This window comes from Thiomicrospira aerophila AL3 (genome assembly GCF_000227665.2).
GTDB lineage: Bacteria > Pseudomonadota > Gammaproteobacteria > Thiomicrospirales > Thiomicrospiraceae > Thiomicrospira > Thiomicrospira aerophila.
In genome coordinates this window covers 604,442-626,055 of the sequence record NZ_CP007030.1, presented here as the reverse complement: position 1 = coordinate 626,055, position 21,614 = coordinate 604,442, and the positions used below count along the sequence as shown (strand labels likewise).

The window sequence follows — 21,614 nt, the reverse complement described above, 5'->3', positions numbered from 1 at the left end:
ATTAAACAGCTTGCCCACTTAAAAATTTTCATGAAGGCTAATGATGGAAAATATTAGACTTTAAACACGAAAACACCGAAAAATTGCTATTATTAAATGTGGAATTATATTGTTAGATTTATCACCATTCAAACACAAGGGTGGGAACCATGAACGCAGCAGAACTCTTTGTAAAGTGCCTTGAAAATGAAGGGGTCGAGTATATTTTTGGCATCCCCGGAGAAGAAAATCTCGATATTATGGATGCATTACTGGATAGTCCGATTCAATTTATCTTAACTCGTCACGAGCAAGGCGGCGCGTTTATGGCCGATGTCTATGGTCGTTTAACCGGTAAAGCAGGTGTCTGTTTATCTACCCTAGGGCCAGGGGCGACTAATCTAGTCACTGGTGTGGCCGATGCTAATATGGATCACGCGCCAGTCGTTGCAATTGCGGGTCAGGCCTCGACAACACGTTTGCACAAAGAAAGCCACCAAGTGCTTGATCTAGTAAATTTATTTCAACCCATTACTAAATACAGTACACAAATCTTAAGTCCCGAAATTGTGCCTGAAGTCGTTCGTAAAGCGTTTAAAGTGGCACAAATGGAAAAGCCTGGCTGCTCATTTATAGACTTTCCCGAAAATATAGCCCCCATGCCTGTTAACAAACTGCCCTTAAAGCCACAGGCCCCTAAAGCGCCTTTTCCGCATCCGGATAAAATAGCCCAAGCGGCTGAGCTGATTAACCAAGCCCGCTATCCCATTATCCTCGCTGGCAATGGCATTGTACGCAATCATGCCTCCGATGCACTGGCCAGCTTTGCTGAAACGCATCAAATACCGGTAGCTAATACCTTTATGGCGAAAGGTATTCTACCTTGTCGCCATCCTTTGGCACTAGGTACAATTGGATTGCAAGCTCGTGATTACATCGCCTGCGGTATTGATCGGGCCGATGTCATTATTTGTATTGGCTATGATATTGTTGAATACCACCCACATCTTTGGAACCACTGTCCAGATTGTCACATTATCCACCTTGACTCGCAACCCGCTGAAGTGGATGAGTTCTATAGTCTGGCGGTCGGTGTGGTGGCCGACTTAAACGAAAGCCTCAACCAACTGTGCCAACAGGTTAATCGCACCCATATCACCGATGTGAGTCCGATCAAACGCCTGATAGATAACGAGTTAAGCCAATATGCTGACGATGCCAGTTTTCCAGTCAAACCTCAAAAAGCGATTTATGACCTGCGTGAAGCACTTGATGATCAAGACATTGTGATATGTGATGTCGGCGCCCATAAAATGTGGATGGCGCGACTCTATCCTGCTCAAGCACCGAATACCTGCATTATATCGAACGGTTTTGCCTCGATGGGCATTGCATTACCTGGCGCCATGGCCGCTAAACTAGCTTATCCCGAGCGCAAAGTCGTTGCCTTGACCGGTGATGCGGGCTTTTTAATGAATGTGCAGGAGATAGAAACAGCCGTTAGGCTCAAGCTGGATATGGTCATTTTAATTTGGAATGACAGTGGCTATGGCTTGATCAAGTGGAAGCAACTCAATGAATTTGGCCGCGAAAGTAATATCGCTTTCAATAACCCAGACTTCGTCAAACTCGCAGATGCGTTTGGCGCAACCGGTTTACGTGTTTCCGCCGACTACTCTTTGCAACACGCGCTTGAGCGCGCGCTAAACATCCCTGGGGTGGTGATTATTGACTGCCCGGTTGACTATTCTGAAAACCTGAAACTCACTGAGCGTCTCGGTCAAATGGTTTGCCCAACTTGAGGTGACTACTGTGTGGCTGATTTTTTTGAATCAGCCCGCAACTTAATCAGCAGATTTTGCACCGCTTCGTTATCAGCATATTGATGGTGATAACGCTGCCATAAGGCTTCTGCCTCCTCAAACTTACGCAAAGCCCACTTCACCTTAATCAAATGCAACAAAACTTCTTCATCCTGCTGCATTGACCAGGCCTGGGTAATCAGCTTCTCGGCTAATTCAAACTCACCCTGCTGGTAAGCTAACCAACCGCGACTATCAATAATATGAAATGCATCAGGCGCGATTTCCAATGCACGATCAAGCAACACTTTCGCTTCGGCTAGATTAATGCCTTTTTCAGCATAAAAATAACCCAACGCATTTAATAAATCTGCTTCATCAGGATAAAATTGTAATGCGCGCTTGATAACAAACTCATACTCATCATCCAAACCCGCGTTATAGAGACTAAGCGCATAAGCATAAATTAAGGTTAACAATTCAGCGTTTTGAGAATAGGCTTGACGATATACGCGCACAGCATCGTCCCACCGCTGGGCTTGTGAATAAAACGAACCTTGCGCACGCCAAAGTTTTAACTGCGTTGTTTCATCGGGTGATGACAAGGGCGCTAAACGCGCTAAAGCGGCTTCAAGCCCCAAACTATCAAAATCAAGTTGAGCAAGTACTAATTGGGCATCGACATAGTAAGCTGGATCCACCACACGACTTAAATGCTGACGCGCTAGAGACGCATCCTGTTGCCCGTGATAAATCAGACCTAAATAGTAATTGGCAATATCCTGGTAGGCCTGTTGGCGCAGCAAGGCATGAAAATGGCCAATCGCCGTTTCAAAATCGCCTCGATCTAATAACAACAAGGCCAAAGATAATTGTGAAGCACGCGCCTGCGGGTTGTTACTCACAATTCGTTTGTAGCGCGCTTCAGCCTCATCATAGCGTTGTGCACGTACTTCAAGTCTGGCATAGCGCTCTTGCATGGTCCAGTCATCAGGATGCGCTACCATGTAATCCGCTAATACCTCAATCCCACGCTCATACCAATCTTGTTCAAGATAAATATTTATCAGCGCAAAAAACACATCCCGTTCTGCTTGACGATGTAAGATGACTCGCTCTAATACGTCAGCCGCTATTTCAGGTTGTTGATAATGATCAGCCACAAAACCATAGACATAGCCAGCACTCCATTCATCTGGGTATCGCTGATAAAGTCGTTCAAAAAATGCCAGTGAAATCTCTGGCTCCATACCCTGCCCAATCTGACTAGCGGCATTTTTTAAATCGGCTTCTAGCGAATCGGGGGAACGCTGACGATAAGCTTGCCAATTATCAAGCGCTTGTTCAAGCTGACCCTCACGCAAGGCCATGATATAACCTATACGCCATGGCGTGGCATTCGCCGGTTCCAAAGAACGCCATAAAGCCGCGCTTTGCTCTATACCGCGAGGCTCATAACCACTCATCGCAAAATGAAATGCCCGCTCTGCCAAGGCGACATCCTGACTTTGCGTCGCCACACGCATCATGACATGATAAGCGTTCACAAAATCACCGCGCGTAGCCAACATTTCAGCGACTAAGATGTCATACATCCAAGCTGGATTAATACGCGTTGTCGCCGATACTTCGGTTGGACTAGCCGTGCTAGCGGCAGCTTCAGCGTTTTTTACACCAACGCTTTGACCCTGACAACCGGTAAGACCAGATAAAGTTAAGCCTCCGCCCATCAGCAAAGACAAGATTACCCGGGTTGATAATTTTTGCATCTTAACGTCCTATACGACCTCAGCGAGATCGCCTTTTTCTTCCAACCAAGCTTTACGATCAGCCGACCGTTTTTTGGCCAACATCATATCCATTTTGGCAAAGGCATGACTTGGGTCTAATTGCAACTGAACTAAGCGGCGTGTTGCTGGCGCCATGGTGGTTTCCCGCAATTGCAATGGATTCATTTCACCCAAACCTTTAAAGCGCGTAACTTGAACTTTCCCTGCAGATTTTTGATTTGCTATCTTATCAAAGATTCCTTGCCGCTCCGCTTCATCCAACGCATAAGACACATTTTTGCCCCAATCAATACGATACAGCGGCGGCATAGCCACATAGACATGGCCTTGTTCAACGAGCTTTGGAAAATGCTTAACAAATAACGCACAGATCAACGTTGCAATATGCGCGCCATCCGAATCGGCATCGGCCAAAATACAAATTTTGCCATAGCGCAAACCGGATAAATCATCGCTACCAGGATCCACCCCAATCGCCACGCTAATGTCATGCACTTCTTGTGATGCCAACACCTGGTCAGAAGCGACCTCCCAAGTATTAAGAATTTTACCGCGTAACGGCATAATCGCCTGAAAACGTTTATCACGAGCTTGCTTGGCCGAACCGCCAGCGGAATCCCCCTCAACCAAAAACAACTCGGTAAGGGTTAAATCCGATTCAGTACAATCGGCCAACTTGCCAGGCAAAGCCGGTCCCATGGTGATTTTTTTGCGGGTCACTTGCTTAGATTTACGTTGCCGCGACTGCGCATTCTGAATCGCAAGTTCAGCAATTTTTTCAGCAACATCGGTATGCTGATTCAACCAGAGACTCAAGGCATCTTTTACCACGCCACCTATGTAAACTGCTGCTTCACGTGATGACAAGCGCTCTTTAGTTTGACCGGCAAACTGCGGATCACGCATTTTGGCCGACAGTACGTAGGCGACGTTTTGCCAAACATCCTCAGGAGAGAGTTTTAAACCACGCGGTAACATATTACGAAACTCACAAAACTCCCGCACCGCATCCGTTGCCCCTTGGCGCAAACCATTCACATGGGTGCCACCTTGCGGGGTCGGAATCAAATTGACATAGCTTTCAGCCAGGGCTTCCCCGCCTACCTGCCAAGCCAGCGCCCAAGCAACCGCCTCTTGCTCACCACGGTGCTCACCGACAAATCCCTCCGCTGGATAGACCTCTTGATCAGCCATTGACTGCACTAAATAGTCTTGCAAACCGGATTCATAACACCACTCTTGCACGTCTTGACTTTGCTGGTCCTCAAAACGAATCAGCAGGCCTGGACATAACACCGCCTTCGCACGCAATAAATGCTTTAATCGTGACAAGGCATATTTAGGGCTATCAAAAAACTGCGCTTCTGGCCAAAAAGTGACCCGTGTACCGGTTTGTTTTTTAGCGACTTTACCAGTCACCGTCAGTGGACTGACTCGAAGCCCTTGTTCAAAGGCAATATGATGAATCAGCCCATCGCGCTTAATTTCTACCTCAACTCGCTTCGAAAGGGCATTCACTACCGATACCCCGACACCATGCAAACCACCTGAAAACTGGTAAGCTTTATTAGAAAACTTGCCACCGGCATGGAGTCGGGTCAAGATCACCTCAACACCCGGTACGCCCTCTTCAGGATGTAAATCAACAGGCATCCCACGACCATTATCTTCAACACTCATTGAACCATCTGGATAGTGAATCACTTCAATACGATTGGCAAAACCCGCTAAGGCTTCATCGACACTATTGTCGATGACTTCTTGCGCAAGATGATTGGGGCGTGTCGTATCGGTATACATACCGGGACGCTTGCGCACCGGATCTAAACCGGTTAACACTTCAATTTCCGCTGCATTGTAGCCCTGCGCCATAGCACGTCTCCCAAGGTGTTTATATATCCAAATTATAGACTAAAAACGCCTGCGCTTGCGCGGGCCTCTAGCATTTTGTGATTTCGCTCAGTATGATGATCATCCAAAACCTAACTGTTCTAACTGAGGTGAACCATGCCAAATCGTGATTATCATGCCGAACGTAAAAGCTATGAAATGGGCGCGCTAGACGATAGTTTTATCGCGCAATCACCCTTGCTATTGTTACAAACCTGGTTTGACGATGCGTTTAATCACAAGATTGATGAGCCCACAGCGATGAACCTAGCCACTGTCGATGCACAGGGACGTCCCCACAGCCGCATCGTATTACTAAAACAGCTTGATCAAGCAGGCCTGGTGTTTTACACCAACTATGCCAGCGATAAAGGTGAAGAGCTTGCTCATAACCCCTTTGCAGCACTGAACTTCTTTTGGCCACAGCTTGAGCGCCAAATTCGCATTGAAGGCAAGGTCACTAAAATAAGTGCTGAAGCGTCAGACCGCTACTTCCAAAGTCGGCCACTTGATAGTCAGCTTGGCGCGCTGGTGTCGGAACAAAGTCAAGTGCTGGCGAACCGAGAAGCTATTGAACAAAAAATGGCTGAACTCAAACATCGCTATGCCAATCAAGCACCGACCAGGCCTGCTCATTGGGGCGGTTATTGTTTAGCGCCGGAACGTATCGAATTTTGGCAAGGCCGTCCAAATCGTTTACATGACCGCATCAACTTTACACGTCATACGGATGGCAGCTGGCATGGACAGCGGCTATCGCCTTAAGTTGAGTCACGCACGTGGAGCTTAAAGATTTTATTACTGATCCGAGCTGGCAATCACGCCTAGAACACTATTGGCCCAGCGCTGAAGCGCAGCGTTTGGCGGCGTTTTTGGCCCAAGAAATAGCGCAAAAACAGACGATTTTGCCGGCACAAGCGGATTGGTTTCGAGCGCTTAATCTGACCCCTTACGAACAAGTCAAGGTGGTGATTGTCGGCCAAGACCCTTATCCCACGCCAGGTCATGCCCATGGTCTGAGTTTTTCGGTTGATGCCAGTGTGTCACCGCTACCCAAATCACTCAAAAATATTTTTCAGGAACTTAATGATGATATCGGGCAATGTCCAATAAACGGTGATTTATCAGGCTGGGCAAGCCAAGGCGTTCTATTGCTTAATCGCGTGCTCACCTTACGAGCCAACCAAAGCAACAGCCATCAAGGTCAAGGTTGGGAGACACTGACCGAACAGATTATTGATCAACTCAACGATCATCACCATAAGCTAGTGTTTATTCTATGGGGAAAACCAGCACAACAACTGCAACGCCTCATCGAACCGCGTCACCTATGCTTATGCAGCGCCCATCCCTCGCCTCTGTCCGCCTACCGTGGTTTTTGGGGTAGCAAGCCATTTAGCCAAGCGAATGACTGGTTAGCATCGCAAGGTTTAACCGCCATTAACTGGGCTTAAAAATAGCCCATGATTTTACTAGCCGCGCACAAAATACAAGGTTAACACCACTTCAATGCGGCGATTAATGGCACGATTTTCTGGCGTGTCATGCGGTACCAGCGGGTCAAACTCCGCACGCCCAGCAATTGCAAAGGTATCAGCGGGCAAGTTACTCACACCATACATAGATTGCATCACTTGTTGCGCACGCAAAGTGCTTAATACCCAATTATTTCGCATTCGCGAACCGGCCGCAATTGGAATATCATCAGTATGGCCTTCAACACGCACATCAGCCTGTAAATTTAAACCCGCTAAGCTAGCACGACGCAATATAGGTTCTTTGGGCGCATTTTCATCGAATTGATTGATAAAGGCTTCAAACATAGGGAGTGTCGAAAAATAGCCGGCTAAATCAACTAACTCGTCCTCTAAATCACTGGCCAGCTGATAGCCACCTTGCACAAAAGCTTCTGGATGTTGAATATAAATATGCACACCCTGGCCAGATCGAAACACGCCGATATAACGATAATCTTTTGTTTCAACCAGGTTAGTTAAATAGCTGAAGGACTGGTCCATCTTAAAATTAGCCCAGTTTTGCATACGACTAATTTCAGTATGATAGAGTGCAAGCATCATGATAAAAAAGGTAATCAATAGCGTTACTAAGTCGGCATAACTCATGAGCCAGCTGCCGCGCGCTTTTAAATCGGATACCTTACTCATTGTGATGCTCTTAACGAATTAGCACTCATGATAGGGGTGATATAGACTTCAATCCGTCTATTTTCAGAGTCAAAAGGGTTAGCCGTATCGGGTCTAAAATCACCATAGCCGGCAATAGCAAATAACTCTGGAGGTAATCCCGTACCACGTCTAATATAGTCCTTAACCTGAAAGGCACGATCAGTACTGAGCTCTAGATTGTTGCGATATAAGAAACCCGGCACGAGTGGCACCGCATCGGTATGACCTTCGACCCTGACCTGCATATTAAAGCTAAACCCAGCCCTTTCAATAGCCACCACCCAGCTCGCATATCGATTACGCGCATTAGTCAGATCTAAAGAATTCACCAAATACACCAACTGATTCATGGTAGCAATATGCTCTTGTTGAAACTCTGCTCGTGCAGATAAAAACAATGGAGTTTGTTCAAATACGTCAGATAGAAACCGAATTCGAACCCCCATTGCCAAGGTGTTTTCAATTTCAATATGCTCCCAACCTTGCTCTACCCGTGCATGTTCTAAGCGCAAAAAGATATTATGGTTAATTTTTTGGAAAGCCCGTTGTTCACTAATACCTTCAAATTCGAGCAAAGCGATAATCAACACAAAAAAAGCCAATAAAACGGTGAACAAACCCACAAAAGTAAATAGCCAGCCGCGGGATTTTTTATAGTTTTCTAAACTAACTCGCTCCTGAATGGCGGCTTGCTCTTCACTTAATTTAGACATGGCTTAGACTCGTTTCATATTCTTCGCACTGGCTAATTTTTGTTGGCGTTGTTTAGTGAGATAGCTCATCATCATTTCACGCACTAAGATAGGTGAATGACTGCGTTTGATGGCCATAATCGCTTCATGAATAAGCGCTTGAGTGACCATTTCTTGTTCTGATAAGGTTTTTAACTTGCCTGCAATAGGCACGAAAATTAAGTTGGCTAACAGCACGCCGTAAAAAGTTGTCACCAATGCCAAACCCATACCGGTAAGCAGACCGGCTAACATATCATCAGATTCCATCGCTAAGGGGTCGGCACTCATTTGGCTAGTCATCATAATAATTAGACCCATAACCGTACCAATCATCCCAAAAGCCGGCGCATAAGAGGCCATATTCTGAAACATTTCTTGGCAATTAAAATGGCGCTGTTGTGTTTGTAACTGTTGAACTTCAAGCGCTTGCTCTAGCATGGTTTCCTCATGATGAACCATCAGCTGAGTAACGGCATAGCGTAAAAAATCATCTTTGATTTGTGGAATTACCTTCTCCAGTGACAATAAGCCCTGCTTGTGAGCCATGTGACTCAGTTCAGCCAACTTATTAATAATAATCAACATATCTTGTTGGTCTGCTACCAGGGTTTTTCTAAAGCCATGATAAGCACAACCTAATTGATTGAGAGGATAATTGATTAGAACCGCCGCAAGTGTGCCACCCAAAACCACCAATATCCCTTGCAGGTTAAAAAAGGCTGAGATAATTTGAAAAGTTGAGTAATCAACCATAGATAATAGAATAATGATACTGCCAAGCAACAAGCCTAATATTGTCGATGCTCGATTCATGCGTTACTCCACTTAATGGTCTTGACTGACATCTATGCCCTGTGCGAACCACTCTGCCGCTTGTTGATTTAATGCTTCTATCGCCTGGTCCGCTGGATAGATCACAGGACTTATCGCTACTTTAATCTCACCCGGGTATTTTAAAAAGCTTTTTTTTGGCCAAACCGCGCCCGCGTTATGAGTTAGAAAATAAACCGGTACCTGCATCTGTTGTGCTAACCTTGCCGCACCGCTTCCTAATTTACCTACGGTACCGGTTGGCACGCGTGTTCCTTCCGGAAAAATCACTACCCAATCACCTCGTTCATTCATGTGTTGCTTGGCTTGTTGCAACAGCTGTTTAAGCGCTTTACCACCCGCCGAGCGATTGATTGCGATGGGTTTAAGCATCGCCAAGGTCCAACCAAAAAAGGGAATCCACATCAATTCTCGTTTCAGCACATAAGTATGTCGCGGTAACAGACTATTTAACGCCAGCGTTTCCCATGCTGATTCATGATGCGCCATCACAATACTCGGCTGGTTCCTATCCAAGTGTTCTAGACCGGTTACGCTCACCTTCACCCCACAGGTGATCCGCAACCACGCCAGGGTTAAACGTGCCCAGTAACCTAAAACATAATAACGCACCCGATAGGGCGTCAGCCACAACACCTGCCCGAATACCGCAAACACTAGCGTTAAACATACCCGCCCGATTTCAAACACCAAGGATCGAATAAACACCAGCGCTCTATTCATCTACTACTCCTTGGACTGAGTGAGCAGGCCTGCTGCCACTGCGGCTAAATCATCATAAACCGGCAAATGTTTTGCTAACTCTGGATGCGCAGCCAGTGTTCGCTCACCCTTACCGCTGCGCACCAAATAGGGACGCATGCCAACCGCCTGCGCAGCTTGAATATCGGCCAAGGTATCACCCACCATAATTTGCTGCTGCAAAGGCCGGTTTAGAGTAAGGCTAATTTGGCGCAACATACCGGTGAGCGGCTTGCGTGCCACATTCGGCTGATCACTCAAATAAGGGGCATAACACAGCCAATCCAACTGGACATTAAACTCGCTGACTAAAAGCTGATTTAACTTACGGTGCATCGCACGCAAGGCCAAACGGTCATAATAGCCGCGCGCAATGCCAGATTGATTGGTCGCAACCGCCACTAGCCAGCCGGCGCGTTTAAACTGCGCTATCGCAGCTAAGCTAAACGGTATAGGTTGCCACTCATCAGCCGATTTAATAAAGTCATCTGAGTCAAAATTGATCACCCCATCACGATCAAGAATAAGCAAAGGTGGCATGGTATCACCCATTAATTTGCCAACCGAGAAATATCCGCGACCGCTAAAAAAGCTTGACGAATATGATTCAACATCGCGATGCGATTCGCTTGTAGTTCCGCGTCATCAGCCATCACGTGCACCTGATCAAAAAACGCATCCACCGGTTCACGCAACACCGCTAACACCACCAGTGCCTGCTGATAGTCACCCTGCGCCATCGCCGCTAAACTCTCGGCACGCACCTGACAAAACGCCGCCCAGAGCGCACGCTCAGCATCCTGCTCAAAACGCGTTTCCACCACCGCATCTGGCCAGGGTTGCGCGACTTTTTTCAAGATGTTCGCAATCCGTTTATTTGCCGCTGATAGACTTTCAGCTTGTTCTAAACTGGCAAAATGACGCACCGCTTGAATGCGTTGATTCAACTCTAACAAACGCGTCACGCCCGTATCCCGCACCGCATCAAATACCTGTGCAGAAACACCTTCATCTTGATAGTAGGACTTCAAGCGCGACACAATAAACGCCACAATCTCAGCCTGCTGTTCAGCACTAATTTGCAACTGCGGATAGGCTGCAGCGGCACGCGCCACCCAGTGCGTAATATCAATAGGCAGGCCTGCTTCAATCACAATACGCGCCAAGCCTAAGGCCGCACGACGTAAGGCAAACGGATCCTTATCACCGGTCGGTCCTTGACCTATAGCATAAATACCCACAATGGTATCAAGACGATCAGCCAAAGCGACAATCTGCGCCAAGGTGTCTTGCGGCAGAGCATCACCGGCAAAACGAGGCCAATAATGTTGCTCTATGGCTTGCGCGACCGCATCAGCTTCACCCTGTTGCAAAGCATAATAACGTCCCATCGTGCCCTGTAATTCAGGAAATTCACCGACCATCAAACTCATCAAATCACATTTAGCCAAACGCGCGGCACGCATTGCCGCCGCCGGCTCTGCATTCAACTCGGTCGCTAACTCACTAGCAAGCTGTTCTAAACGCCCAATTTTGTTAGCGACTGTACCAAGTTGTTGCTGGAATACGACTTTTTCAAGTGCCGGTAGAAAAGCTTCTAGGGATTGTTTGCGATCTTGATTCCAAAAGAATTGCGCATCAGATAAACGAGGACGGATGACGCGCTCATTGCCCGATACCACCGCCGCCGGATTTTGACTGGCAATGTTACTGACGGTAATAAAACGTGCCATCAACTCACCATTTGGTGCCAGGCAATGGAAAAACTTTTGATGGCCTTTCATCGCCGACACTAAGCATTCAGCCGGCACCTGCAAAAATTGTTCATCAAAACAACCCGCCAAGGCATTCGGCCATTCATTCAACGCCGTCACCTCATCAAGCAAGGCCTCATCAATCACTGGACGCGCATCAAAGCTATCCGCCACGCGTGCGACCTGCTCGCGAATACGCTCACGACGCTGATCAAAGTCGGCCAACACAAAACCTTGTTCTGCAAGAATAGACGCATATTCACTCGGTAATGAAATCTCGATTTCTTCCGGCGCATGGAAACGATGACCTCGGGTAGTATTCCCCGTTGGCAAACCTAGAATCGTCGCGGGCACCACTTGATCACCCAACATTAATACTACCCAATGGACTGGGCGCACAAATTCAATCGCTGAATCGCCCCAACGCATCGGCTTTGGAATCGGCAAGTGTTTTAATGCCTGCTCAACCAAGCCTGGTAATAGACTTGTTAAGGCGGCACCCGGCTTAACTTGACGCGCCATTAACCAGGCGCCCTTGTCAGTTTCTTCAGTAAATAGTTCGCTCAACTCTAAGCCACACGACCGCGCAAAACCTAACAACGCCTTGGTCGGCTGACCGTCTTGATCATAGGCTGCTTGCAAGGCAGGCCCTTTACGCTCAAGCGTTTGATCGGCTTGCTGAGTTTGCGCCGCTTCAACCCACACTGCTAAACGACGTGGTGCCGCATAGACATGCACCAGACCATAACTGAGATTAGCTTGTTGCAAGCCCGTTTCTAAACCGCTTGCCAAAGATTTTGCCAAGGTTTGTAACGACTTAGGTGGCAGCTCTTCTGTACCAATTTCGACCAAAATATCTTGTTGCGCCAGCATTATTTCGCTCCCTCTTGCCCTGCAGTATCTGTTTTAACCAATGGAAATCCTAATGCCTCACGACCATTAAAATAAGCCTGCGCCACATCACGCGCCATGGCACGAACTCGGCCAATAAAGCGCGCACGCTCAGTCACACTAATTGCATGACGCGCATCTAACAGGTTGAAAGTATGCGAGGCTTTTAATACTTGCTCATAAGCGGGCAAGGGCAGGCCGGCGGCAATTAATCCGGCAAAGGCTTTTTCACAGGCATCAAATTGATTAAATAAATGCGGCACATCAGCATGTTCAAAATTGTAGGCCGACATTTCCACTTCGTTTTGATGAAAGACATCACCATAGGTCACTTTGCCTTGCGGTCCATCCACCCAGGTTAAATCATACACACTATCCACGCCTTGCAGATACATGGCAATCCGCTCAAGACCATAGGTGATTTCACCGGTGACTGGACGACACTCCAAACCACCCACCTGCTGGAAATAAGTAAACTGAGTCACTTCCATGCCATTAAGCCACACTTCCCAACCTAAGCCCCAAGCCCCCAAGGTCGGCGACTCCCAATTATCCTCTACAAAACGAATATCATGCTCTAGCGGGTCAATACCTAGATGGCGCAATGAATCTAAATACAATTCTTGAATATTAGCGGGCGACGGCTTCAGCATGACTTGAAATTGATAATAATGCTGCAGTCGATTCGGGTTTTCGCCATAACGGCCATCGGTTGGACGACGACTCGGTTGCACATAGGCTGCACGCCATGGCTCGGGACCGATCGCGCGCAAAAAAGTCGCCGGGTGAAAGGTACCCGCGCCCATTTCATTATCATAGGGTTGCAATACGACACAGCCTTGTGCCGCCCAATAGGCTTGTAAAGTTTGAATTAGGCCTTGAAAACTGGATACATCAGCGACGAGTTGCTTATTTGACACGCTTCCATCCTCGGTTAAAATGACGAATCGAACCCATACGACCAGACTTTGGCTAAAGCCGCGTGCGTTCAAGCTCAAAAATAAAAAAATTAGCGCGATTATACCCTAAAAAGGATGATTTATGCCGTCAGATCAACCTCACACCCTCGACTTGCGGGGACTAAAATGCCCGATGCCGGTCATAAAAACCCAACAAGCGGCTCGCCAACTGCCAGATGGCTGCCTAATTGAAGTTTGGGTAACCGACCCGGCCGCTGAAAAAGACCTCGCTAGCTGGTGCCGAATTAACAAGCACCAACTGATGAGTGTGACTATTTTTAATGCCCCTGAACAACAACTTGCGCCCCCAAATTGGAAAATTCAGCTAAAATTACACAAAAATATTTCATCCAGTTAGGATCCGCTTATGACTCAAGCACCACGAATTCGCTTACTTACCCTCTTTTTTGTTGTAATGCTATTAGGCCTAGCTTGGCTAAGCCAACCCATTATGGCGCAAGATTACCAACGCCTAAACCTTGAACTGCCAGAACGCCAAATTAACAACACCCAAAGCCAACAACAAACCGAAAATTTCAGCCCTGAACTGCGGGAAGTACGCTACACCCTGCAGCGCAACCAAGGTTTAGGTCATGCTCTTCAAATCGTTGCCGACAATGGCAACCTGCTTTGGCGCATTGGCCGCCATGAAAATGCCCATTACTTCACCCGATTACGCTCAGGTGACGAGATCATTATGTGGCTGACCGCGGATGACGAATTAGCCCGCATGGAACTTAATCGTAGCCCCACTCTCACCTACATTCTGGAAATGAATGAAGAGCTTGATAAGGGTATGACCATCTACGCCGAACATAAGGAAGTTAAAACTCGTATTGTGATGGCATCAGGTGAAATTAATGACTCCTTTTATTTAGGCGTGCAAGCCGTAGGTGCCAGTCCACGCACCATTATGAACTTAGCTGACATCTACTCCTGGGAAGTCGATTTTGTCCGTGAATTACGCGAAGGCGACGAATTTACTATTGTTTATGAACGCCGCTATATTGATGGCCAATACATAGGTGACGGCGCCATTTTAGCTGCACAACTGCACCTCAAGCATCGTAATCGAACGATTAACGCCTTTCGCTTTGAACACGAAGGTGAGCTGCTAGGCTATTTCAATGAAAATGGCGACAACCTCCGCAAAGCCTTTATGCGCAACCCGATTAACTATACGCGGATTAGCTCACGTTTTCAGCGTGGTCGCTACCACCCGGTATTACAAGAAATTCGTGACCACAAGGGCGTTGATTATGCCGCTCCAACCGGCACCCCCATTTATGCTGCTGGCGATGGTACGGTTAAATTCCGTGGCTGGGGTCGCGGCTATGGCAACTACATCATCTTGCAACACGCCGGGCGTTATGAAACCGTTTATGGCCATATGTCACGCTTTGGCAAATTCAAACAAGGACAACGCGTTAAACAGGGCGACGTCATTGGTTATGTTGGCATGACCGGTCTTGCAACCGGGCCTCATCTGCATTATGAATTCCGTATTAATGGCGTGCATCACGACCCACTTACCGTTGAATTTCCAGGCGGCGACCCGGTGGCTAAAGAACTACAACCGGTTTTTGCCCAATGGGCAGGCCTGCTGAACGCTCAATTGCGCCGCACCGACCCAAGCATTACCCAACTCGCCAAGCTATTTGAATAGCTTAACCCAATGAACAGACAGTATTTTATTGGCTTGATGTCCGGCACCAGTGCCGATGGCATTGAAGCCTGTCTGGTCGCCTTCGAACAGCAAGACATGCAACTGATCGGGCGCTACACCCATCCACTGCCGCACGCGGCTGCGCTAAAAAACCTCAACAAGCAAACACACATTAGCCTGCTAGAGTTGGCTCAGCTAGAGCGCGATCTTGGCGACGCCTTCGCCCAAGCGACGCTCAACCTTATTGACCAACATGACATGCTACCCGAGCAGATTACCGCCTTAGGCAGTCATGGCCATACCCTGTTTCATGCACCCCAACTCGGCATGAGCTTACAAATAGGTCACCCAGCGGTGATTGCTAAACGCACCGGCATTACCACCTACGCGGATTTTCGCGTCGATGATATGGCACTCGGAGGCCAAGGCGCGCCCCTCGCCCCGCTGTTTCACCAGGCCTGGTTACACAGCAAAGCGCTGCAGCAAGCCTGGATGGTGAATATTGGTGGCATTGCCAATGTCAGCCTCATTAGCCCTAATACGCCATTGCAGGGCTGGGATACCGGCCCAGGCAACGGTTTGATGGATGAAATTTGCCAAGCCTATTTAAACTGCCGCTACGATGCCCAGGGTGAGCTGGCCGCACAGGCGACCCCCAACCAGGCCTGGTTACAAGCCTTATTGAGCGATCCATACTTTGCCAAACCACCGCCCAAAAGCGCGGGGCGCGACTATTTTAACCAGGCCTGGTTACAAGCACGCTTACCCGCTAGCGCCTGGCAAGCGCCTATAGAACTACTCAGCACCCTTAATGAACTCACGGCCATCACCCTAGCCAATAATATAAACCAAGCGTTCGCACCGGTGATAATCTGCGGCGGCGGCAGTTTAAATCGCACGCTATTAACGCGCTTGCAGCATAAAATTGGCACCCAACAGGTAATGACCACGGCAGATTACCAGACCGATCCTTTAGCTATTGAGGGGATGCTGTGTGCATGGCTGGCGCAGCAGGCCTGGTTAGGTAAACCAGTCGATTTAACTGGGGTCACCGGCAGTAGCAAGGCGTGTATTTTGGGTGGATGTTGGCAGGGAAGCTAGCCAAAATAAAAAATCATATATAAAAAGCAGGCCCGCGAGGGGCCTGAAAAAACCTTGCTTGCACAAGGCCTACGAGGATACTAACCAAGGAATCCGACAGCATAAATCGGAAAACACGGCTCACTTCGCAGTGAGCCTAACTTGCATTACATAAAGCTAAATGACTTGTTGATACCTAGCAACAGAGTGGTGCGCTCTTTATCACCAGTTGCTTCTTTACTTGAACGAAGAATAGAGAAGTCAATTGTGGTATCCGTGTAGATTTCAGTGCTATAGCCTAACTGAACCCAAGTGTGATCTTCGCCTTTCTGAGCATTGTCTTCATCTGGCAGAAAGCCCATACCACGACCATACACACCATAGAAGCCAGCATACTCTGCGGCTACACTTACAACAGTGTAATCACGATCACCTTTCTTGCCGTCAGCATCTTCTTGGTCACGGTGCAAACCGCGATCAACCATTAACGTAAACGGACCATAACCTGCCCAGAGATTAAGCTCGTCATAAGCTGTATCCCAATCACGCTCTAAATAACGATACAGGGTAAAACCCGCACCAAGTGTAAAACCACTGATTTCAGTTTCATAACCACCATAGATGTCGTATTCAATATCTTGTTCATCTACCTTTGCCGACCAAGCACCAATATAAAAACCAGACTCATGCTCATAATCAATACCAAATTCTGGTGAAACCCCATCAGATTGTTGTATACCGCGGAAATAATACTCTGACATTAAACCAATATTACCGGTCAATTCCGCTTGAGCAACATTAGGCGCCATGACCGCCATTGACGATGAAGCCACTGCAACAGATAACGCTAAAGATTTAAGTTTGAATGCATTTTTCATGTTTGTTTTCCTTTTTATGACTAACAAGAGCTAAACTCGAAAAAATATTAGCTTTTATCGTGCCAAATAAATAACAAAACTATAAAAAACAATCACTTAAATAAAAATACAACCTATAAGTAAATTTTTAACCAGCACTAAAAACCAAAAAAGGTGCAACACTGCACCAAAATAAAACTATTATTCACTCGACCCATCAGCCGTATCTTGCCTAGCTAAAATTCGCTCCTGCTCAGCACAAAAGGCCAGCAAAGCGGCATGCAATTGATGGTACTGCGCAATCACCCGTTCGGCAGCCGGTGTAATCCGCGTGCCACCACCCTGACGTCCACCGGCTTCACTCACCACCAAGGGCTCGGCTGCCGCTTGATTCATTTCATCAACCAAACGCCACGCCTTTTTATAAGACATATTCATTGACTTGGCCGCCTGACTGATTGACCCGCATTCGGCAATACGTTCAAGTAATAAAATACGCCCCTTACCAAAATAGCTCTCGCCATTCGGAGCCATCAACCACACCCGTCCACGAATCGAATCGCTCAAAACCTCACCGGGTAATTTTTGTTGTAAGTTCATTAAACCGACCTCAAAACCAATCTAGAATTAAATAACCGTATTTTCACATACACAAACTCTTAAAAACTGCGATAATTAATTAATAATATAACTATGCTAACCAAATTGGGTGTTTAGGTTTAACTATGGCTAAAAATAAACTTCGTTACCAGGGCACAGTCTCACAAACCAAAAAAATTGCACAGGAAACACTCAAAGAAATCGACAAACTTGGATTAGCGCCCAACCCGATTCACTTTACGCTTATCTTTGAACTATTAAGTGATATTGATCCCGAGTTAACTAAGCAATTAAAAGAGCTAATTGAAGCCAAGCAATACCAAGACGATCTAGCCATGCCGATTTATCAAGACCTGATTAAATCGGCACTAGCGATTAACCTACCCACCGCTGAAGTCCACCAACTTATTCATCAAGCGATTGGCGACACCCAGTCATGGAATCGCACATCTGGCGAACAGCAAGCCCAACTTAGCCAAAACCTTGCCGGCATTGCCGCCTGTGAAACCAAAGAAGCGGTAACTGACTATGTTAATAGCCACATTATTCCGCCGATTAAACATATTTGCCAAGCAACCGTTCAACTCCAAAATAAACTGGATGAATGGTCAGTTCTGATTGATAAACTCCGCGAAGACTTAAAAAATGCGCATAAACTTGCTAAAACAGATTCATTAACCGGTATTCCAAACCGCCACAGTTTAGATGAAATGATTGCCGAACACATCGAGCTGGCAAAAACCAAGGCTGAAACATTTTGCATGCTGGTTATCGATCTTGATCATTTTAAAAACGTGAATGATAAATACGGTCACTTAGTGGGCGACACGACATTACGCTACATTGCAAAATTACTGGATGCTGAAACCAAGGGACATGACCGCATCGCCCGCTATGGTGGTGAAGAGTTCATTATCCTATTAAACAAAATCACCTATGACAATGCGCTAAGGTTTGCTGAAAACATCCGCAACAGTATTGCACGAAAGTCCCTACATATTCGTGGTCACAAAGATCCATTGCACATGACCGTATCAATAGGTGTCGCTATGTATCAAATTGGCGAAACCCAGGACCAATTATTTCAGCGTGCTGACAAAGCACTCTATGCGGCAAAAGCCAAACGTAACACGGTAAGAGGCGAACATCAGCTCTAACGCTGACCACTCGTCTTAAAACAAACTAAATTTAAATAAAATTTATATCCTTTCCACAGGGTTATCCACAGGGGCAGTCCTTTATTTACCAAGTTTTACGCCCCTTCATCAACAAATCTCACCCAAAATACCTGTGCATAACCTGACAGATTTTTAGCTTGCACTTCATCGACAAATTTACTATATTTTGCATCTATATAAACGAAAACAACAATATGTAGTGCTTTATTTACCATGCGGTAACAATAGTTAAATCACAAAGTTTAAATATTATTTAATCTTTGAACGCTAACTCACTGATTTACAACACCATTACCTAGGGTAATATCCGAATAAAAATATTTTTTTATTCACAACCCTAACAATTGCAATGTTGCTACCCACAAAACATTTATTTGGCGCAGGAATTGATTATGTCTAACACAAGCTCTTCAGAAATTTTAGTCGTCAAACGCGACGGTCGAAAAGAATCCATTGATCTCGAAAAAATTCACCGCGTCATTACCTGGGCGGCCGAAGGCTTGGATGAGGTATCCGTTTCTGAGGTGGAATTGCGCTCGCATATCCAATTCTATGATGGCATTAAAACCGCCGACATCCACGAAACCATTATTAAATCAGCCGCTGATTTGATTTCAGAACATTCACCTGACTATCAACATTTGGCCGCGCGCCTGGCGATTTTCCATTTACGCAAAAAAGCCTTTGGGCGTTTTACGCCACCGTCGTTATTTGAACAGATCAACAAAATGGTGCGTGCCGGTCGCTATGATGCCCAGTTGCTAGAAGATTACAGCAAAACCGAAATTGATGAGCTTGATGGTTATATTCAGCATGATCGCGATTTAACCTTTAGTTATGCAGCAGTGAAACAGTTAGAAGGCAAATACCTGGTCCAAAACCGGGTTACCGGTGAGATTTACGAAAGCCCACAGTTTATCTATATGCTCATCCCTATGTGCCTATTTAGTCACTATGAGGGCAACACCCGTCTCAACCTAATTAAACGCTTTTATGATGCCGCATCAAACTTTAAACTGTCACTACCCACGCCCATTATGTCTGGTGTGCGCACGCCAACTCGCCAGTTTAGTTCCTGTGTACTCATTGAATGCGGTGACTCTCTCGATTCGATTAACGCCACCTCCTCATCTATTGTCAAATATGTATCACAACGCGCAGGCATTGGGGTCAATATTGGCCGCGTGCGCGCCCTTGGCAGCGCCATTCGTGGCGGTGAGGCGTTCCATACCGGCCTGATTCCGTTTATCAAACACTTTCAAACTGCGGTTAAATCCTGTTCGCAAGGTGGCGTGCGTGGGGGGGCAGCGACCTTGTTTTATCCCTTATGGCACTTAGAAGTTGAATCCCTGTTAGTGCTAAAAAATAACCGCGGTGTTGAAGAAAACCGCGCCCGTCATTTAGATTACGGCGTGCAACTCAACAAGGTGATGTATCAACGTTTACTTGAAGGTGGCATGATCACGCTGTTCAGCCCATCTGATGTGCCTGGGCTTTATGATGCCTTCTTCGAAGATCAAGCGGAATTTGAACGCCTCTATCAGCTCTATGAAGCCGATCCTGCCGTGCGTAAAAAACAAATTAAGGCGCTAGACTTATTCTCGCAACTCGCGCAGGAGCGAGCACAAACCGGTCGTATTTATATTCAAAACGTCGATCATACCAACACCCACAGCCCGTTTGACTCAAAACAAGCACCGGTGCGCCAATCTAACCTGTGTTTAGAAATTGCGCTGCCTACGAAGGCACTCAACTCAGTGGATGACCCAAATGGAGAAATCGCGCTCTGCACCCTGTCGGCATTCAACTTGGGGGCGATTGAAGACCTTGATGAGCTCGAAGAGCTGTCTGAGCTGATTGTGCGCGCATTAGATAGTCTGCTTGATTACCAAGACTACCCGATTAAAGCGGCACAGATTGCCAGCCTAGATCGCCGTACGCTAGGGGTAGGTGTCACTAACCTGGCCTATTATTTAGCAAAACACGGTGTGCGCTACTCTGATGGCTCAGCGAATGATCTGGTGCATCGCACCTTTGAAGCCATTCAATACTACCTGCTAAAAGCATCGAATCGTTTAGCGCAAGAATTTGGGGCCTGCCCGAAGTTTAATGAGACCACCTATGCCCAGGGTATTTTACCGATTGATACCTATAAAAAAGATGTCGATAGTGTCTGCAATAGCCCATTGCACTACGATTGGGAAAGTTTACGTAGTGAGATTAAAACTACCGGATTGCGCAACTCAACCTTAACCGCATTGATGCCTTGTGAAACCTCATCACAAATCACCAATTCGACCAACGGTATTGAACCGCCGCGTGGCTATATCTCGGTGAAAGCGTCCAAAGATGGCATCTTGAAACAAGTGGTCCCTGGCTTTAAAGAAATTAAAGCTAACTACGAGTTACTATGGCAGATTCCTAACAATACTGGCTATATTCAATTAGTCGCGATTATGCAAAAGTTTGTTGACCAAGCGATTTCGGCCAACACCAACTATGATCCGGCCAAATTTGAACAAGGTAAAGTTCCGATTAAACAAATACTGCAAGATTTACTCTATTGTTACAAGCTTGGTTTAAAGACCCTCTATTACCATAACACCCGTGATGGTGCGGCTGATTCGCAAGATGACGATGGCTGTGCTGGCGGTGCGTGTAAACTATAATAACAAC

Annotated in this window: 19 protein-coding genes; 8 read left to right on the top strand and 11 right to left on the bottom strand. The window is 46.7% G+C overall.

What is annotated here, in order from left to right; genetic code table 11:
• Positions 1–149: 149 nt before the first annotated feature.
• A complete protein-coding gene (locus THIAE_RS02910; protein ID WP_006459363.1) occupies positions 150–1,781 on the top strand; it encodes an acetolactate synthase large subunit in 1,632 nt (543 codons plus the stop codon).
• Between the two features lie 5 nt (positions 1,782–1,786).
• Here the strand turns inward: THIAE_RS02910 and THIAE_RS02905 are convergent, their stop codons facing one another.
• Positions 1,787–3,550: a tetratricopeptide repeat protein gene (locus tag THIAE_RS02905; RefSeq protein WP_006459364.1), complete on the bottom strand. Its 1,764-nt coding sequence runs from the start codon at positions 3,548–3,550 to the stop codon at positions 1,787–1,789.
• A gap of 9 nt (positions 3,551–3,559) precedes the next feature.
• Entirely contained in the window at positions 3,560–5,443 is a 1,884-nt protein-coding gene (gene parE, locus THIAE_RS02900; protein ID WP_006459365.1) for a DNA topoisomerase IV subunit B, read from the bottom strand.
• A 135-nt stretch (positions 5,444–5,578) separates the two neighbouring features.
• Between parE and pdxH the strand changes: the two genes are divergently transcribed.
• The gene (gene pdxH, locus THIAE_RS02895; RefSeq protein ID WP_006459368.1) at positions 5,579–6,226 is read left to right on the top strand and encodes a pyridoxamine 5'-phosphate oxidase; all 648 of its coding nucleotides are present in this window, start codon (positions 5,579–5,581) and stop codon (positions 6,224–6,226) included.
• Positions 6,227–6,240: 14 nt separating this feature from the next.
• On the top strand, positions 6,241–6,915 hold the full coding sequence (locus THIAE_RS02890) for a uracil-DNA glycosylase (RefSeq protein WP_006459370.1): 675 nt from the start codon (positions 6,241–6,243) through the stop codon (positions 6,913–6,915).
• Positions 6,916–6,933: 18 nt separating this feature from the next.
• On the opposite strand, the gene THIAE_RS10515 is transcribed toward THIAE_RS02890, so the two are convergent.
• Genes THIAE_RS10515 through glyQ form a run of 7 tightly spaced genes read right to left on the bottom strand, consistent with a single transcriptional unit; the run spans position 6,934 to position 13,518 of the window.
• Positions 6,934–7,626, bottom strand: coding sequence for an OmpA/MotB family protein (locus THIAE_RS10515; protein ID WP_006459371.1), 693 nt, complete (start codon positions 7,624–7,626; stop codon positions 6,934–6,936).
• Positions 7,623–8,360: an OmpA/MotB family protein gene (locus THIAE_RS10510; RefSeq protein WP_006459372.1), complete on the bottom strand. Its 738-nt coding sequence runs from the start codon at positions 8,358–8,360 to the stop codon at positions 7,623–7,625. Before THIAE_RS10510 ends, THIAE_RS10515 begins: the two co-directional genes overlap by 4 nt.
• A 3-nt stretch (positions 8,361–8,363) precedes the next feature.
• Positions 8,364–9,194 (bottom strand): motility protein A, encoded by an 831-nt coding sequence (locus THIAE_RS02875; RefSeq protein WP_006459373.1) that lies wholly within the window; start codon positions 9,192–9,194, stop codon positions 8,364–8,366.
• Between the two features lie 12 nt (positions 9,195–9,206).
• Entirely contained in the window at positions 9,207–9,935 is a 729-nt protein-coding gene (locus THIAE_RS02870) for a lysophospholipid acyltransferase family protein (RefSeq protein ID WP_006459374.1), read from the bottom strand.
• 3 nt (positions 9,936–9,938) lie between these two features.
• Positions 9,939–10,493, bottom strand: coding sequence for a D-glycero-beta-D-manno-heptose 1,7-bisphosphate 7-phosphatase (gene gmhB / locus THIAE_RS02865; RefSeq protein WP_025299281.1), 555 nt, complete (start codon positions 10,491–10,493; stop codon positions 9,939–9,941).
• Between the two features lie 11 nt (positions 10,494–10,504).
• Positions 10,505–12,580: a glycine--tRNA ligase subunit beta gene (gene glyS / locus THIAE_RS02860; protein ID WP_006459376.1), complete on the bottom strand. Its 2,076-nt coding sequence runs from the start codon at positions 12,578–12,580 to the stop codon at positions 10,505–10,507.
• Positions 12,580–13,518: a glycine--tRNA ligase subunit alpha gene (glyQ, locus tag THIAE_RS02855; RefSeq protein WP_006459377.1), complete on the bottom strand. Its 939-nt coding sequence runs from the start codon at positions 13,516–13,518 to the stop codon at positions 12,580–12,582. Before glyQ ends, glyS begins: the two co-directional genes overlap by 1 nt.
• A gap of 121 nt (positions 13,519–13,639) precedes the next feature.
• On the opposite strand from glyQ, the gene THIAE_RS02850 reads away from it, so the two are divergent.
• Genes THIAE_RS02850 through THIAE_RS02840 form a run of 3 tightly spaced genes read left to right on the top strand, consistent with a single transcriptional unit; the run spans position 13,640 to position 16,324 of the window.
• A complete protein-coding gene (locus THIAE_RS02850; protein ID WP_006459378.1) occupies positions 13,640–13,915 on the top strand; it encodes a sulfurtransferase TusA family protein in 276 nt (91 codons plus the stop codon).
• A gap of 9 nt (positions 13,916–13,924) precedes the next feature.
• Complete coding sequence (locus tag THIAE_RS02845) at positions 13,925–15,223, top strand: M23 family metallopeptidase (protein WP_006459379.1); 1,299 nt, start codon at positions 13,925–13,927, stop codon at positions 15,221–15,223.
• A 9-nt stretch (positions 15,224–15,232) separates the two neighbouring features.
• Complete coding sequence (locus tag THIAE_RS02840) at positions 15,233–16,324, top strand: anhydro-N-acetylmuramic acid kinase (RefSeq protein ID WP_006459380.1); 1,092 nt, start codon at positions 15,233–15,235, stop codon at positions 16,322–16,324.
• 146 nt (positions 16,325–16,470) lie between these two features.
• On the opposite strand, the gene THIAE_RS02835 is transcribed toward THIAE_RS02840, so the two are convergent.
• Entirely contained in the window at positions 16,471–17,181 is a 711-nt protein-coding gene (locus THIAE_RS02835; protein WP_006459381.1) for a TorF family putative porin, read from the bottom strand.
• A gap of 180 nt (positions 17,182–17,361) precedes the next feature.
• The gene (locus tag THIAE_RS02830) at positions 17,362–17,760 is read right to left on the bottom strand and encodes a winged helix-turn-helix domain-containing protein (protein ID WP_006459382.1); all 399 of its coding nucleotides are present in this window, start codon (positions 17,758–17,760) and stop codon (positions 17,362–17,364) included.
• A gap of 125 nt (positions 17,761–17,885) precedes the next feature.
• Between THIAE_RS02830 and THIAE_RS10505 the strand changes: the two genes are divergently transcribed.
• A complete protein-coding gene (locus THIAE_RS10505; RefSeq protein ID WP_006459383.1) occupies positions 17,886–18,917 on the top strand; it encodes a GGDEF domain-containing protein in 1,032 nt (343 codons plus the stop codon).
• Positions 18,918–19,330: 413 nt separating this feature from the next.
• Entirely contained in the window at positions 19,331–21,607 is a 2,277-nt protein-coding gene (gene nrdA / locus THIAE_RS02820; RefSeq protein ID WP_006459384.1) for a class 1a ribonucleoside-diphosphate reductase subunit alpha, read from the top strand.
• Positions 21,608–21,614 lie beyond the last annotated feature (7 nt).

Bases quoted from the DNA above. Each gene is read 5' to 3' on its own strand.
- THIAE_RS02910 (WP_006459363.1), top strand. From the start codon at position 150: ATGAACGCAGCAGAACTCTTTGTAAAGTGCCTTGAAAATGAAGGGGTC.
- THIAE_RS02905 (WP_006459364.1), bottom strand. From the start codon at position 3,550: ATGCAAAAATTATCAACCCGGGTAATCTTGTCTTTGCTGATGGGCGGA.
- parE (WP_006459365.1), bottom strand. From the start codon at position 5,443: ATGGCGCAGGGCTACAATGCAGCGGAAATTGAAGTGTTAACCGGTTTA.
- pdxH (WP_006459368.1), top strand. From the start codon at position 5,579: ATGCCAAATCGTGATTATCATGCCGAACGTAAAAGCTATGAAATGGGC.
- THIAE_RS10515 (WP_006459371.1), bottom strand. From the start codon at position 7,626: ATGAGTAAGGTATCCGATTTAAAAGCGCGCGGCAGCTGGCTCATGAGT.
- THIAE_RS10510 (WP_006459372.1), bottom strand. From the start codon at position 8,360: ATGTCTAAATTAAGTGAAGAGCAAGCCGCCATTCAGGAGCGAGTTAGT.
- THIAE_RS02875 (WP_006459373.1), bottom strand. From the start codon at position 9,194: ATGAATCGAGCATCGACAATATTAGGCTTGTTGCTTGGCAGTATCATT.
- THIAE_RS02870 (WP_006459374.1), bottom strand. From the start codon at position 9,935: ATGAATAGAGCGCTGGTGTTTATTCGATCCTTGGTGTTTGAAATCGGG.
- gmhB (WP_025299281.1), bottom strand. From the start codon at position 10,493: ATGCCACCTTTGCTTATTCTTGATCGTGATGGGGTGATCAATTTTGAC.
- glyS (WP_006459376.1), bottom strand. From the start codon at position 12,580: ATGCTGGCGCAACAAGATATTTTGGTCGAAATTGGTACAGAAGAGCTG.
- THIAE_RS02850 (WP_006459378.1), top strand. From the start codon at position 13,640: ATGCCGTCAGATCAACCTCACACCCTCGACTTGCGGGGACTAAAATGC.
- THIAE_RS02845 (WP_006459379.1), top strand. From the start codon at position 13,925: ATGACTCAAGCACCACGAATTCGCTTACTTACCCTCTTTTTTGTTGTA.
- THIAE_RS02840 (WP_006459380.1), top strand. From the start codon at position 15,233: ATGAACAGACAGTATTTTATTGGCTTGATGTCCGGCACCAGTGCCGAT.
- THIAE_RS02835 (WP_006459381.1), bottom strand. From the start codon at position 17,181: ATGAAAAATGCATTCAAACTTAAATCTTTAGCGTTATCTGTTGCAGTG.
- THIAE_RS02830 (WP_006459382.1), bottom strand. From the start codon at position 17,760: ATGAACTTACAACAAAAATTACCCGGTGAGGTTTTGAGCGATTCGATT.
- THIAE_RS10505 (WP_006459383.1), top strand. From the start codon at position 17,886: ATGGCTAAAAATAAACTTCGTTACCAGGGCACAGTCTCACAAACCAAA.
- nrdA (WP_006459384.1), top strand. From the start codon at position 19,331: ATGTCTAACACAAGCTCTTCAGAAATTTTAGTCGTCAAACGCGACGGT.